The organism is Streptomyces sp. NPDC021012 (assembly GCF_044333355.1).
GTDB lineage: Bacteria > Actinomycetota > Actinomycetes > Streptomycetales > Streptomycetaceae > Streptomyces.
Genome location: NZ_JBIRQU010000005.1, coordinates 282,125 through 295,658, shown reverse-complemented (window position 1 = coordinate 295,658; position 13,534 = coordinate 282,125). Strand labels below are relative to the sequence as shown.

The window sequence follows — 13,534 nt, the reverse complement described above, 5'->3', positions numbered from 1 at the left end:
TGGGTCGGCGGCCCGTATGGTGTCAACCCTGTGGATAACCGAGGCAGGCTGATCGGGATCGGGGCGGGATGGACGCGTACGTCGAAAAGGACGCGGTCGAGGTGGGCGACGACGGGCGGAGACCCCCCGCGGACCCGCCGGTGGCCCCTCCCGAGACCCCGGGCGCCGCTCCCGAGACCCCGGTGACCGCTCCCGAGCATTCGGGCGCCACTCCCGGAGCCGAGGACGGCGAGGGGTCCAAGGGGGCCGGGAACGGCTCGGGCGTCGGGATCATGGCGCTCTCGCTGCCGTACCAGGTCGTCGCCGCCGTGGCGCTCGGCGTCGTCGGCGTCTTCGCCTGCGTCCACCTGGCGATGGTGTTCCTGCACGTGGCGCCGTCCAACACGCTGACCAAGCGGCACGGCGAGGTCGTCGACGACTGGATCTACCCCGAGTTCGAGCAGAACTGGAAGCTCTTCGCGCCCAACCCGCTCCAGACGAACGTCGCCCTGGAGGTCCGCGTCGAGCTCGCCCCCGCCGCCGACGGCGGCCGCCGCACCACCGGATGGGTCGACCTCACCGCCCAGGACATCGAGGCCATCCAGCACAACCCGATCCCCAGCCACTCGCAGCAGAACCAGCTCCGCAGGGCCGTGGACTTCTACACCAACACGCACAACGACAACGGCCGCTCCAACGGACTGCGCGGCGACCTCTCGGAGCAGTACATGCGCCGGCTCGTGATGCTCAGGCTCGACGCCCTCGAAGGCCCCGACGGACGCGCCCTCGGCCCCGAGGTGCGGCGCATCCAGCTCCGCACGGTCTCCCGGCCCGTCCCGGCCGCCCGGTGGAGTACCGAGAAGTCGCGCTCCACCCCCTCCTACCGCGCCTTCCCGTGGTGGACGATCACCGAGGCCGACCGGTCCTCCGGTGCCGGCGCGAGCCGCACGGAGGCGGGTCGATGAGCATCTCCCCCGCCACGCCCGCGCGTGCCCGCGAGCCCTTCGACCGCAAGCTCGCCCGCGGCGTGCAGGCCGTCACCGGCCGTGCCCTCGCCCCGTACCAGAGCGCGATCGTACGGATCGGCTTCTCGCTGACCTGGCTGGTCTTCCTGCTGCGCGAGCTGCCGCACCGCCATCTGCTGTACGGACCCGACGGCCCCTGGTCCTGGGAGCTGGCGCAGCGGCTGATCGCCGACAACCGGGCCTTCACCGTGCTCATGTGGTCGGACGGCCGGATCTGGTTCGAGCTCGTCTACGGGCTCGCGGTGCTCTCCGCCGCGCTGCTCCTGGTGGGCTGGCGCACCCGGGCCGTGTCCGTGGTCTTCATGGTCGGGGTGCTCTCGCTGCTGAACCGCTCCGTCTTCGTGGGCGACGGCGGCGACAACGTCCTCCACATCGTCGCGATCTACCTCGTCTTCACCCGCTGCGGCCAGGTGTGGTCCCTGGACGCCCGGCGGGCGGCCCGGGAGGCCCGCGCGGCCCGTGCCGGGGAGCCGCCGCGCCGCGATGTCGTCGGACCGCTGCTGTGGACGGTGCTCGGGGGCTTCCTCCTCGCCGCCACCTGGTTCAGCGACGTCAGCGGCGAGTGGTGGGTGCCGGTGCTGCTGTGGGTGCTGTGGCTCGGGAACGGGCTGTGGTGGCTGGCCCGCCGGATCGCGCCCGGGGAGCCGCGGATCCTGCTCGACGCCCTCGCCAACCTCGCGCACAACGCCGTCCTCGTCGTGCTCATGGCCGAGGTCTGCCTGATCTACTCCACGGCCGGCTGGTACAAGATCCAGGGCTCGCGCTGGGAGGACGGGACCGCGCTGTACTACCCGCTCCACCTGGACTACTTCTCCCCCTGGCCGGCCCTCTCCGGCCTGCTCGGCGCCAGCGGGGTCATGGTGATGCTGCTGTCCTACGGCACGGTGATCGTCCAGGTCGCGTTCCCCTTCACGCTCTTCAACCGCAAGGTCAAGAACGTCCTGCTCGTCGTGATGATGGCCGAGCACGCCGGGATCGCGGTGCTCCTCGGGCTGCCGGTCTTCTCGCTCGCGATGATCTCCGCCGACGCCGTGTTCCTGCCGACGGCGTTCCTGGTGTGGCTGGGCGCCCGGGTGGTCCGGGGCAGGGACCGGCTGCTGAAGCGGACGCCGGCCGAGGCGCTGCCCGAGCAGCGCCGTACGAGTGAGGAGCCGGACCCCCGTACCCTCGTCGGGTGAGCACCACGGAAGAACAGCCCGAGCCGGTCCAGTACGACGAGGGGTTCGGCCCCGAGATCGGCGTCGGGCCGCACCCGGAACCGTGGCCGCAGGGCGAGCGGTACGACCCCGAGCTGCTCGCCGGGGGCGACCGGCGCAACGTCGTGGACCGCTACCGGTACTGGACGCGCGAGGCGGTCGTCGCCGACCTGGACACCCGCCGTCACGACTTCCACGTGGCGGTGGAGAACTGGGGCCACGACTTCAACATCGGCTCGGTGGTGCGGACCGCCAACGCCTTCCTGGCGAAGGAGGTCCACATCGTGGGCCGCCGTCGCTGGAACCGGCGGGGCGCCATGGTCACCGACCGCTACCAGCACGTCCGGCACCACCCGGACACCGCCTCGCTGACCTCGTGGGCGGCGGCCGAGGGCATCCCGGTCATCGGGATCGACAACCTGCCGGGAGCCGTCCCGCTGGAGCGGACCGTGCTGCCGCGCCGCTGTGTGCTGCTCTTCGGGCAGGAGGGCCCGGGGCTCACCGAGGAGGCCCGCGCCCACGTGGAGATGGTCTGCTCGATCGCCCAGTTCGGCTCGACCCGGTCGATCAACGCGGGCGCGGCCGCCGCGATCGCCATGCACGCCTGGGTGCAGCGGTACGCGGAGATCGAGGCGCCGTAGTTCCCGCGGGTTCTCGTGGAGGCCCCGGAGGGCCTCCACGAGGCCGTGGGTCAGGCCTGGCGGCGGACCTCCACCACCCGGAAGCGGTTGGAGACGAAGGCGCCGTCGCACAGCGCGGCGTTCGCCGCCGGGTTGCCGCCGGAGCCGTGGAAGTCGGAGAACGCGGCCGTCTGGTTCACGTACACCCCGCCCGTCAGGTTCAGCGACAGCTGGGCCGACTCCTCCAGGCAGACCTCCTCCACCGCGCGCTCGGTGTCCGCCGAGGTCGTGTAGGCGCCGACCGTCATGGCGCCCTTCTCGCGGACCGTGCGGCGCAGCAGCTCCAGGGCGTCGGCGGTGGAGTCCACCGAGACGGCGAAGGAGACCGGGCCGAAGCACTCCGAGAAGTACGCGGCCTGGGCGTCCGGCTTGGAGCCGTCCAGCTTCACGATGACCGGCGTACGGACCACGGCGTCCGGGTACTCCGGGTTGACCACCTCGCGGGAGGCGAGCGCGACCTCGCCGAGCCCGGCCGCGGCCTCCAGGCGGGCCTTCACGTCCGGGTTGACCAGGGCGCCGAGCAGGCCGTTCGCCCGGGCGTCGTCGCCGAGCAGGCCGCCGACCGCCGCCGCGAGGTCGGCGACGACCTCGTCGTACGACTTGGGGCCCTGGTCGGTGGTGATGCCGTCGCGGGGGATCAGCAGGTTCTGCGGGGTGGTGCACATCTGGCCGCTGTACAGGGAGAGCGAGAAGGCCAGGTTGGCCAGCATCCCCTTGTAGTCGTCGGTGGAGTCGACCACGACCGTGTTGACGCCGGCCTTCTCGGTGTAGACCTGGGCCTGCCGGGCGTTGGCCTCCAGCCAGTCGCCGAAGGCGGTGGAGCCGGTGTAGTCGATGATCCGGATCTCGGGGCGGACGGCCAGGGTCTTGGCGATGCCCTCGCCGGGCCGCTCGACGGCGAGCGCGACCAGGTTCGGGTCGAAGCCGGCCTCGGCGAGCACCTCGCGGGCGACCTTCACGGTGAGCGCGAGCGGCAGGACCGCGCGCGGGTGCGGCTTGACCAGGACCGGGTTGCCGGTGGCGAGGGAGGCGAACAGGCCCGGGTAGCCGTTCCACGTGGGGAAGGTGTTGCAGCCGATGACCAGGGCGATGCCCCGGCCGACCGGGGTGAACTCCTTGCTCAGCTCCAGGGGGTCGCGCTTGCCCTGCGGCTTGGACCAGCCGGCCCGGCCGGCGGGGGTGCGGGTCTGCTCCTCGTACGCGTACGCCACGGCCTCCAGGCCGCGGTCCTGGGCGTGCGGGCCGCCGGCCTGGAACGCCATCATGAACGCCTGGCCGCTGGTGTGCATGACGGCGTGGGCGAACTCGTGGGTGCGGGCGGAGATCCGGGCGAGGATCTCCAGGCAGACCAGGGCGCGGGTCTCGGCGCCGGCGTCCCGCCAGGCGCCCATGCCGGCGCGCATCGCGGGCAGCAGCACGTCGATGTCGGCGTGCGGGTACTCGATGCCGAGCGCCGGGCCGTACGGCGAGGTCTCGCCGCCGGTCCAGCCGTCCGTGCCGGGCTGGTCGAGGTCGAAGCGGGTGTTCAGCGCGGACTGGTGGGCGGCGAGGCCCGCCGCCGCGTCGAGCGAGCCGTCCGCGCCGTACGCCTTCGGGTGCTCGGGGTACGGCGACCAGTAGGCGCGGGTGCGGATGGTTTCGAGCGCCTGGTCGAGTGTGGACCGGTGCTTCTCGGCCAGACGGTCGGTGGTCAGCTGAGCGGTGGCCATCGATGGACCAACTCCTCGTCGAGCTGGGCAGGGAGACGCGTACGGAGTTAGAGTAACCGAACGATCGGTCGGGACAAGGGGGTCCGTCGATCCTGTGGAAAACCCATCGGGGAGGATCACTCCCATGAGCGCCGACGTGAGCACCAACGTGACCGTCAGGGGGAGCGACGACGTGACCACCCGTGAGACCACCACCGAGGGACAGAACCGCGCCGCGGGCATCGGACCCGACCGCACCGTCGCCGTCGTCGGCACCGGGACCATGGGCCAGGGCATCGCCCAGGTCGCGCTGGTCGCCGGCCACCCCGTGCGCCTCTACGACAGCGCCCCCGGCCGGGCCGCCGAGGCCGTCGCCGCCCTCACCGCCCGCCTCGACCGGCTCGTGGAGAAGGGGCGCCTCGACGCCGCCGCCCGGGAGGCCGCCGTCGGCCGGCTGCACGCGGCCGAGGACCCCGCCGAGCTCGCCGACGCCGCCCTGGTGGTCGAGGCGATCGTCGAGGACCTCTCGGTCAAGCAGCGGCTCTTCGCCGACCTGGAGAAGATCGTCGGCGACGACACCGTCCTCGCCACCAACACCTCCTCCCTCTCCGTCACCGCCATCGCGGGAGGACTGCGGCTGCCCGGCCGCTTCGTCGGACTGCACTTCTTCAACCCGGCGCCGCTGCTCCCCCTCGTCGAGGTCGTCAGCGGCTTCGCCACCGACCCGGACGTCGCCACGCGCGCGTACGCCACGGTCAAGGGCTGGGGCAAGACGCCGGTGCGCTGCGCGGACACCCCCGGCTTCATCGTGAACCGGGTCGCCCGCCCCTTCTACGCCGAGGCGCTCCGGGTGTACGAGGAGGGCGCGGCCGACCCCGCCACCATCGACGCGGCCCTGCGCGAGTGCGGCGGCTTCCGCATGGGCCCCTTCGAGCTGACCGACCTCATCGGCCAGGACGTGAACGAGGCCGTCACCCGCTCGGTCTGGGACTCCTTCCACCAGGACCCGAAGTTCACCCCCTCGCTCGCGCAGCGCCGGCTCGTCGAGTCGGGTCGGCTCGGCCGCAAGTCGGGGCACGGCTGGTTCTCGTACGCGGAGGGCGCGGAGCGGCCCGAGCCGCACACGGCGGCGCCGGCCGAGGCACCCGAGCGGATCGCCGTACGCGGCGACCTCGGGCCCGCCGAGCCGCTGATCGGGCTCTTCGAGGAGGCCGGGATCGAGGTCCGGCGCAAGGGCGGCAACGGGTACGTCCTGCTGCCCGGCGGCGCCCGGCTCTGCCTCGCCGACGGCGAGACCGCCTTCGAGTACCCCACCGACGAGATCATCTACTTCGACCTCGCCCTGGACTACGCGCGCGCGACCCGGATCGTCCTGTCGACCGGCGAGCACACCTCGGCCGAGTCCCTCGCCGAGGCCGTGGGCCTCTTCCAGGCGCTCGGCAAGCAGGTGTCCGTGATCGGCGACGTGCCGGGCATGATCGTCGCCCGTACGGTCGCGATGCTCGCCGACCTCGCGGCCGACGCGGTCGACCGGGGCGTCGCCACGGCCGAGGACGTCGACACGGCGATGCGGCTCGGGGTCAACTACCCGGCCGGCCCGCTGGAGTGGGCCGGGAACGTGGGCCACGCGCGCGTACGCGACCTGCTCTCCGCCCTGCACGAGCGCTACCCGACGGGGCGGTACGCGCCCAGCCTGGCCACCGCCCGCCGGGGATACGCCGAGGAAGGGCAGGGCTCCTGATGACCACGGCCAAGCGCGACACGTACACCCCCGAGACGCTGCTCTCGGTCGCGGTGCGGGTCTTCAACGAGCGCGGTTACGACGGCACGTCGATGGAGCACCTGTCCAAGGCGGCCGGGATCTCCAAGTCCTCGATCTACCACCACGTCTCCGGCAAGGAGGAGCTGCTGCGGCGGGCGGTCAGCCGGGCGCTCGACGGGCTCTTCGCGATCCTCGACGAGCCGGGCGCCGGGCGCGGCCGGGCCGTGGACCGGGTCGAGTACGTCACGCGCCGCACCGTCGAGGTGCTGATCGCGGAGCTGCCGTACGTGACGCTGCTGCTGCGGGTGCGGGGGAACACCGGCACCGAGCGGTGGGCGATGGAGCGGCGCCGCGAGTTCGACCACAAGGTGGCCGATCTGCTGAAGGCCGCCGCCGCGGAGGGCGATCTGCGGGCCGATGTGGACATCCGGCTCGCGACCCGGCTCCTCTTCGGCATGATCAACTCGCTGGTGGAGTGGTACCGGCCGCATCCGGACGCGACGGCGGAGCGGGAGCAGCTGGCCGAGACCGTCGTCCACCTGGCCTTCGACGGGCTGCGGACGGCCCGCTGATCCCTCGTACGGCGCACTCGGGGCCCGGGGCTCAGCGGCCCGGGTCCAGGCGGTCCGGGTCGAGGTCCGTCTCCTCGAAGACCAGCAGGGTCCGGGTGGAGAGCACCTCGGGGATCGCCTGGAGCTTGGTGAGCACCAGCTCGCGCAGGGTCCGGTTGTCCGGGGTGTGGACGAGCAGCAGGACGTCGAAATCGCCGCTGACCAGGGCGATGTGCGCGGCTCCCGGCAGGGCCTGGAGCTGCTCGCGCACGGTCCGCCAGGAGTTCTGGACGATCCTGAGCGTGATGTAGGCGGAGGCGCCGTGGCCCGCCCGCTCGTGGTTGACGCGGGCGCTGAAGCCGCGGATCACCCCGTCGTCGATGAGCCGGTTGATCCGCGCGTACGCGTTGGCGCGGGAGACGTGCACCCGCTCGGCCACGGAGCGGATCGAGGCGCGGCCGTCCGTCTGGAGGATGCGCAGGATGTCGCGGTCGACGGCGTCCAGAGGGCGTGCCGGGACGCCTGGGATCACCGGTGCCGGAGCCGGTGCGACGACCCGCTCCCAGTCGTCGGCCATTTGTTCATCCGCCATATGCCCCCGCCTCTCTCCGGTGGACGACCTGCCCTTATCCCAGGCTGTGGAGAACCGTTTGTCCACAGGCTGGAGGTGCCTGTAGCCAAAATGCCTCCACGACCGAACAATCGGTAGGTGAGGCGCGCCACACTCGCGCCACCCGCCTTCGGGTCTTATGCCCGCTCCCACGAGGAGGTGGACTCGTTGCAACAGCGCAGTTCGACAGTCCAAGAGCCACCCGGTGCCGTTCCCGCCCACGCGCCCGCCCCGCCGCCGGCGTGGCGGCCGCGTACCGACCCCGCCCCGCTGCTGCCCGACGCCGAGCCGCTGCGCGTGCTCGGGACGGACGCCGTGGCCGACGCCGACCCCGCGCTGCTGCTGCGGCTCTACGCGGAGCTGGTCCGCGGCCGCCGGTACAACACGCAGGCCACCGCCCTGACCAAGCAGGGCCGGCTCGCCGTGTACCCGTCCACCACCGGCCAGGAGGCGTGCGAGGTCGCCGCCGCCCTGGTCCTGGAGGACCGGGACTGGCTCTTCCCCTCGTACCGCGACACGCTCGCGGCCGTCGCCCGGGGCCTCGACCCCGTCCAGGCCCTGACCCTGCTGCGCGGCGACTGGCACACCGGGTACGACCCGCACGAGCACCGCATCGCGCCGCTCTGCACGCCGCTCGCCACCCAGCTCCCGCACGCCGTGGGCCTCGCCCACGCCGCCCGCCTCAAGGGCGACGACATCGTGGCCCTCGCCATGGTCGGCGACGGCGGCACCAGCGAGGGCGACTTCCACGAGGCGCTGAACTTCGCCGCCGTCTGGCAGGCCCCCGTGGTCTTCTTCGTCCAGAACAACGGCTTCGCGATCTCCGTGCCGCTCGCCAAGCAGACCGCGGCCCCCTCCCTCGCCCACAAGGCCGTCGGGTACGGGATGCCGGGCCGGCTCGTCGACGGGAACGACGCGGTCGCCGTCCACCAGGTGCTCACCGAGGCCGTGGTCCGCGCCCGGCTCGGCGGCGGACCCACCCTCGTCGAGGCCGTCACCTACCGGATCGACGCCCACACCAACGCCGACGACGCCACCCGCTACCGCGAGGCGGGCGAGGTCGAGGCCTGGCGGGCGCACGACCCGATCCTCCTGCTCGAACGGGAACTGACGGAGCGCGGCCTGCTCGACGAGGACGGCAGGCGCGCGGCGGCGGAGGCCGCCGAGACGATGGCTGCGGAGCTGCGCGAACGCATGAACGCCGACCCGGTGCTCGAACCGATGGAACTCTTCTCCCACGTCTACGCGGAGCAGACCACGCAGCTGCGTGAGCAGGCGGCGCAGCTGCGCGCCGAGCTCGACGCCGAGAGCGAGGCGTGATGACGACCGCGACGAGCGGCCCCGCGGCGGCCAAGGCGGCCGCGAAGGCCGGGAAGACGAAGCCCGCCACGATGGCGCAGGCGCTCCAGCGCGCCATGCGCGACGCGATGGCCGAGGACCCGACCGTCCATGTGATGGGTGAGGACGTCGGCACCCTCGGCGGCGTCTTCCGGGTCACCGACGGGCTCGCCGAGGAGTTCGGCGAGGACCGCTGCACGGACACCCCGCTGGCCGAGGCGGGCATCCTCGGCGCGGCGGTCGGCATGGCCATGTACGGGCTGCGGCCGGTCGTCGAGATGCAGTTCGACGCCTTCGCCTACCCGGCGTTCGAGCAGCTGCTCTCGCACGTGGCGAAGATGCGCAACCGCACCCGCGGCGCGATGTCGATGCCGATCGTCATCCGCGTCCCGTACGGCGGCGGGATCGGCGGCGTCGAGCACCACAGCGACTCCTCCGAGGCCTACTACACGGCCACCCCGGGTCTGCACGTCGTCACCCCGGCCACCGTCGAGGACGCCTACGGGCTGCTGCGCGCGGCCATCGCCTCCGACGACCCGGTGGTCTTCCTGGAGCCCAAGCGGCTCTACTGGTCCAAGTCCGACTGGTCCCCCGAGGCGCCCACGCCCGTCGAGCCCATCGGCAAGGCCGTCGTGCGGCGCCGGGGCACCGGGGCCACCCTGATCACCTACGGCCCCTCGGTGCCCGTCTGCCTGGAGGCGGCGGAGGCCGCGCAGGCCGAGGGCTGGGACCTGGAGGTCGTCGACCTGCGCTCGCTCGTGCCGTTCGACGACGAGACCGTCTGCGCCTCGGTGCGGCGCACCGGCCGCGCGGTCGTCGTCCACGAGTCGACCGGCTTCGGCGGCCCCGGCGCGGAGATCGCCGCGCGCGTGACCGAGCGCTGCTTCCACCACCTGGAGGCGCCGGTGCTGCGGGTCGCGGGCTTCGACATCCCGTATCCGCCGCCGATGCTGGAGCGGCACCACCTGCCGGGCGTGGACCGGGTCCTGGACGCGGTGGCGCGGCTGCAGTGGGAGGCGGGAAGTTGATGGCACACGTGCTCGAGTTCAAGCTGCCCGACCTCGGTGAGGGCCTCACCGAGGCCGAGATCGTGCGCTGGCTGGTCTCCGTCGGCGACGTCGTCGCCATCGACCAGCCGGTCGTCGAGGTCGAGACGGCCAAGGCCATGGTCGAGGTGCCCTGCCCGTACGGCGGCGTCGTCACCGCCCGGTACGGCGAGGAGGGCACCGAACTCCCCGTCGGCGCACCGCTCCTGACGGTCGCCGTGGGCGGCACGGGGGCGCCGGAGGAGCTCGCGGAGGCCGCTCCGGAAGCGGCCCGCACGGAGGCCGACGCCGCCGTCTCCTCCGAGTACTCGGGCAACGTGCTCGTCGGCTACGGCACGGCCGGTCCGACCGCCCGCCGCCGTCGCGTACGGCATGCGAACCCGGCGGCCGCGCAGGCCCCGGCCGCCGCCCCGGCCCCGGTCGCCGCGCCCGCTCCGGCCGCGGCTTCGGCGCCCGCCGCTGCGACTCCGGCTCCGGCTGGGGCTCCGGCCGCGGCTTCGGCGCCCGGCAAGCACGAGGGCCCCGTGCCCGTCATCTCGCCGCTCGTGCGGAAGCTGGCCCGTGACCGGGGCCTCGACCTGCGGGAGGTGCGCGGCTCCGGACCCGAGGGGCTGATCCTGCGGGCCGACGTGGAGCTGGCCCTCGCCGCCCGGGAGCGGCAGGCCGCCGCCCCGGCACCCGCCCCCGCCGCGGCGGCCGCGCCCCTCGCGGCGCCGGCCGGTGAGCGGGTTCCGCTGCGCGGGGTCCGGGGCGCGGTGGCGGACAAGCTGTCCCGCAGCCGCACGGAGATCCCCGACGCGACCTGCTGGGTCGACGCCGACGCGACCGAACTGATGGCGGCCCGCGCCGCGATGAACGCGGCCGGCGGACCGAAGATCTCGCTGCTCGCGCTCCTCGCGCGCATCTGCGTCCACGCCCTGGCCCGGTTCCCCGAGCTCAACTCCACGGTGGACACCGCCGCCCGGGAGATCGTCCGACTGCCGTCCGTGCACCTCGGCTTCGCCGCCCAGACCCCGCGCGGTCTCGTCGTCCCCGTGGTCAAGGACGCGGGGAGCCGGACGGCCGAGTCGCTGACGGCCGAGTTCGCCCGGCTGACGGAGGCGGCCCGGCAGGGCGCGATCACCCCGGCCGATCTGACCGGCGGCACGTTCACCCTCAACAACTACGGGGTGTTCGGGGTCGACGGCTCCACGCCGATCATCAACCACCCCGAGGCCGCCATGCTCGGCGTCGGCCGGATCATCCCCAAACCGTGGGTGCACCAGGGCGAACTGGCCGTCCGTCAGGTCGTGCAGCTCTCGCTCACCTTCGACCACCGCGTCTGCGACGGCGGCACGGCGGGCGGCTTCCTGCGGTACGTGGCGGACTGCGTCGAACAGCCCGCCGTCCTGCTCCGCACGGTCTGACGCGGGCGTCCCCCGCGTTCCACCGGCCCGTCTCGTCTCGTCTGGTCTCGGCGAGGGAGACGGGCCCGTCGGCGGTGGCGCCCGACGGCCCATACTGCTGGGGTGACCACCGCATACGACGCCGTCGTCCTCGCCGGGGGAGCCGCCCGGCGCCTCGGCGGTTCCGACAAGCCAGGGGTACGGATCGGCGGCCGGACCCTCCTCGACCGGGTCCTCGCGGCCTGCCCCGACGCCGACCGGACCGTGGTCGTCGCCGATCCCCGCCCGGCCGTCCGCCCCGTCCGCTGGACCAGGGAGGACCCGCCCGGCGGCGGCCCGCTCGCCGCCCTCGGCGCGGGCGTCCGCGAGACCGGCGCCGACGTCCTGCTCGTCCTCTCCGCCGACCTGCCCTTCCTCGACGCGACCACCGTCCGCCGCCTCCTCGACGCGCTCGACGCGGATCCCGGGGCCGAGGCCGCGCTCCTCACCGACGCCGGGGGCCGGGACCAGCCGCTCGTCGCCGCGTACCGCCGCACCCCGCTCCTGCGCGAACTGGCGCGCGTCACCGACCTGCGGGGCACCCTCGCCGACGGGCCGCTGCGTCTCCTCACGGCGGAACTCCGCCTCACCCGGGTCACCGCGGACCCCCTCGCCTCATTCGACTGCGATACCTGGGAAGACATCGCCACGGCCCGGGCCCGCATCAGGGATCATGGGAACGTGCTGGATGAATGGATCACCGCAGTCAAGAACGAACTGGGCATCGACCTGGACGTCGACACCGGCCTCCTGCTCGATCTCGCCCGTGACGCCGCCCACGGCGTCGCCCGCCCCGCCGCGCCCCTGACCACCTTCCTGGTCGGCTACGCGGCGGCCCGCGCGGGCGACGAGGGCGGACCGGAGGCCGTCGCCGAGGCCGCCCGCAAGGCCGCGGCGCTCGCCCAGCGCTGGGCCGCCGAGCAGGACGAGGCCAGATGACGCTGAAGGAGCCCGTCCCCGTGGCCCCGGGAACCGCCACCGGCACGAAGGCCGAGCCGCCGCACCGGTCCACCGCCTGGCCCGAGGCCCGGGCCGCCGCCGTCCGCGCCGGGACCACCGCGCGGGCCGGCCGCGCGCCACGGCGCCTCCCGCTCGGGCAGGCGCTCGGCCACACCCTGGCCGAGCCGCTGCTCGCCCTCACCGACCTGCCCTCCTTCGACACCTCCGCCATGGACGGCTGGGCCGTCGCCGGACCGGGCCCCTGGACCGTCCGCACGGAGAGCCCCGTCCTCGCCGGTCACGCGCCCGCCGCCGCGCTGGACGACGGCGAGGCCGTACGGATCGCCACCGGCGCCCCCGTCCCGCCCCGGACCAGCGCCGTCATCCGCAGCGAGCACTCCCGTACCGAGCGGGCCGGGACCGCGGGTCTCGTCCTGCACGCCCTGCACGAGGTGGCCCCCGGACAGGACATCCGGCCCCGGGGACAGGAATGCCGCTCCGGCGACGAACTGCTGCCCGCCGGCACCGCCGTGACCCCCGCCGTACTGGGCCTGGCCGCGGCCGCCGGCTACGACGAGCTCCCCGTACCGCCGCGACCCCGGGTGGAGGTCCTCGTCCTCGGCGACGAGCTGCTCACGGCCGGACTCCCCCACGAGGGGCTCATCCGAGACGCCCTCGGCCCGATGCTCGGCCCCTGGCTGGCGGCGCTCGGCGCCGAGGTGCTCGCCACCCGGCGGGTCGGCGACGACGCCGAAGAGCTGTACGCGGCCGTCACGGACTCCGCCGCCGACCTGGTCGTCACCACCGGAGGCACCGCTGCCGGGCCCGTCGACCACCTCCACCGCGTGCTCGACAAGGCGGGCGCCACGCTCCTGGTCGACGGGGTGAAGGTCCGCCCCGGCCACCCGATGCTCCTCGCGGCCCTGGGCGGCCGCCGTCATCTCGTCGGCCTGCCCGGGAACCCGCTCGCCGCCGTCTCCGGCCTCCTCACGCTCGCCGAACCGCTCCTCACGGCCCTGGCCGGCACTCCCCTCTCCCGGGGCCGCGCCCCCGTCCAGGAGGAGGTGCACGGGCATCCGCACGACACCCGGCTCGTCCCGGTCGTCCGCCGCAACGGGCAGCTCGTCCCGCTGCGCTACAACGGGCCCGCCATGCTCCGGGGCATCGCCGTCGCGGACGGCATGGCCGTCGTCCCGCCCGGCGGCGCCCGGCCCGGCCAGGAGCTGGACGTCCTCGACCTTCCCTGGCCGCCGGCGTCGGGCGCCGTACCGGCCCAAGGGGCGTGTTTCACGTGAA

General features: G+C 74.0%; 12 protein-coding genes. 10 read left to right on the top strand and 2 right to left on the bottom strand.

Features of this window, described 5'->3' with window-relative positions; translation table 11 throughout:
• Nucleotides 1–68: 68 nt before the first annotated feature.
• Genes ACH4TP_RS18830 through ACH4TP_RS18820 form a run of 3 tightly spaced genes read left to right on the top strand, consistent with a single transcriptional unit; the run spans nt 69 to nt 2,841 of the window.
• Nucleotides 69–944, top strand: a complete 876-nt coding sequence (locus tag ACH4TP_RS18830) for a DUF5819 family protein (RefSeq protein WP_398438577.1) — start codon at nt 69–71, stop codon at nt 942–944.
• Nucleotides 941–2,182 (top strand): HTTM domain-containing protein, encoded by a 1,242-nt coding sequence (locus ACH4TP_RS18825; protein ID WP_389222659.1) that lies wholly within the window; start codon nt 941–943, stop codon nt 2,180–2,182. The genes ACH4TP_RS18830 and ACH4TP_RS18825 overlap by 4 nt, the downstream gene beginning before the upstream one ends.
• Nucleotides 2,179–2,841, top strand: coding sequence for a TrmH family RNA methyltransferase (locus ACH4TP_RS18820; RefSeq protein WP_389222661.1), 663 nt, complete (start codon nt 2,179–2,181; stop codon nt 2,839–2,841). Before ACH4TP_RS18825 ends, ACH4TP_RS18820 begins: the two co-directional genes overlap by 4 nt.
• A gap of 50 nt (nt 2,842–2,891) precedes the next feature.
• Here the strand turns inward: ACH4TP_RS18820 and paaN are convergent, their stop codons facing one another.
• Entirely contained in the window at nt 2,892–4,589 is a 1,698-nt protein-coding gene (paaN, locus tag ACH4TP_RS18815) for a phenylacetic acid degradation protein PaaN (protein ID WP_398438576.1), read from the bottom strand.
• Nucleotides 4,590–4,713: 124 nt separating this feature from the next.
• On the opposite strand from paaN, the gene ACH4TP_RS18810 reads away from it, so the two are divergent.
• Both ACH4TP_RS18810 and ACH4TP_RS18805 read left to right on the top strand, forming a co-directional pair.
• Nucleotides 4,714–6,309: a 3-hydroxyacyl-CoA dehydrogenase gene (locus ACH4TP_RS18810; protein WP_398181159.1), complete on the top strand. Its 1,596-nt coding sequence runs from the start codon at nt 4,714–4,716 to the stop codon at nt 6,307–6,309.
• Nucleotides 6,309–6,902: a TetR/AcrR family transcriptional regulator gene (locus tag ACH4TP_RS18805; protein WP_389222667.1), complete on the top strand. Its 594-nt coding sequence runs from the start codon at nt 6,309–6,311 to the stop codon at nt 6,900–6,902. The genes ACH4TP_RS18810 and ACH4TP_RS18805 overlap by 1 nt, the downstream gene beginning before the upstream one ends.
• 31 nt (nt 6,903–6,933) lie before the next feature.
• Here ACH4TP_RS18805 and ACH4TP_RS18800 read toward each other — a convergent pair whose 3' ends face one another.
• A complete protein-coding gene (locus ACH4TP_RS18800; protein ID WP_389223214.1) occupies nt 6,934–7,458 on the bottom strand; it encodes an Lrp/AsnC family transcriptional regulator in 525 nt (174 codons plus the stop codon).
• A gap of 192 nt (nt 7,459–7,650) precedes the next feature.
• Between ACH4TP_RS18800 and pdhA the strand changes: the two genes are divergently transcribed.
• The 5 genes from pdhA (at nt 7,651) to ACH4TP_RS18775 (ending at nt 13,533) form a co-directional block, all read left to right on the top strand.
• A complete protein-coding gene (pdhA, locus tag ACH4TP_RS18795) occupies nt 7,651–8,811 on the top strand; it encodes a pyruvate dehydrogenase (acetyl-transferring) E1 component subunit alpha (protein WP_389222669.1) in 1,161 nt (386 codons plus the stop codon).
• Nucleotides 8,811–9,857, top strand: coding sequence for an alpha-ketoacid dehydrogenase subunit beta (locus tag ACH4TP_RS18790; RefSeq protein WP_389222671.1), 1,047 nt, complete (start codon nt 8,811–8,813; stop codon nt 9,855–9,857). The genes pdhA and ACH4TP_RS18790 overlap by 1 nt, the downstream gene beginning before the upstream one ends.
• Entirely contained in the window at nt 9,857–11,281 is a 1,425-nt protein-coding gene (locus tag ACH4TP_RS18785) for a dihydrolipoamide acetyltransferase family protein (protein ID WP_398438575.1), read from the top strand. Before ACH4TP_RS18790 ends, ACH4TP_RS18785 begins: the two co-directional genes overlap by 1 nt.
• A gap of 102 nt (nt 11,282–11,383) precedes the next feature.
• A complete protein-coding gene (locus tag ACH4TP_RS18780; RefSeq protein WP_398438574.1) occupies nt 11,384–12,238 on the top strand; it encodes an NTP transferase domain-containing protein in 855 nt (284 codons plus the stop codon).
• The gene (locus tag ACH4TP_RS18775) at nt 12,235–13,533 is read left to right on the top strand and encodes a molybdopterin molybdotransferase MoeA (RefSeq protein WP_398438573.1); all 1,299 of its coding nucleotides are present in this window, start codon (nt 12,235–12,237) and stop codon (nt 13,531–13,533) included. The genes ACH4TP_RS18780 and ACH4TP_RS18775 overlap by 4 nt, the downstream gene beginning before the upstream one ends.
• Nucleotide 13,534: the final 1 nt, after the last annotated feature.

Excerpts from the sequence above, each read along its gene's own strand:
- ACH4TP_RS18790 (WP_389222671.1), top strand. The coding sequence starts at position 8,811 with ATGACGACCGCGACGAGCGGCCCCGCGGCGGCCAAGGCGGCCGCGAAG.
- ACH4TP_RS18825 (WP_389222659.1), top strand. The coding sequence starts at position 941 with ATGAGCATCTCCCCCGCCACGCCCGCGCGTGCCCGCGAGCCCTTCGAC.
- ACH4TP_RS18775 (WP_398438573.1), top strand. The coding sequence starts at position 12,235 with ATGACGCTGAAGGAGCCCGTCCCCGTGGCCCCGGGAACCGCCACCGGC.
- paaN (WP_398438576.1), bottom strand. The coding sequence starts at position 4,589 with ATGGCCACCGCTCAGCTGACCACCGACCGTCTGGCCGAGAAGCACCGG.
- ACH4TP_RS18805 (WP_389222667.1), top strand. The coding sequence starts at position 6,309 with ATGACCACGGCCAAGCGCGACACGTACACCCCCGAGACGCTGCTCTCG.
- ACH4TP_RS18785 (WP_398438575.1), top strand. The coding sequence starts at position 9,857 with ATGGCACACGTGCTCGAGTTCAAGCTGCCCGACCTCGGTGAGGGCCTC.
- ACH4TP_RS18800 (WP_389223214.1), bottom strand. The coding sequence starts at position 7,458 with ATGGCCGACGACTGGGAGCGGGTCGTCGCACCGGCTCCGGCACCGGTG.
- ACH4TP_RS18830 (WP_398438577.1), top strand. The coding sequence starts at position 69 with ATGGACGCGTACGTCGAAAAGGACGCGGTCGAGGTGGGCGACGACGGG.
- ACH4TP_RS18810 (WP_398181159.1), top strand. The coding sequence starts at position 4,714 with ATGAGCGCCGACGTGAGCACCAACGTGACCGTCAGGGGGAGCGACGAC.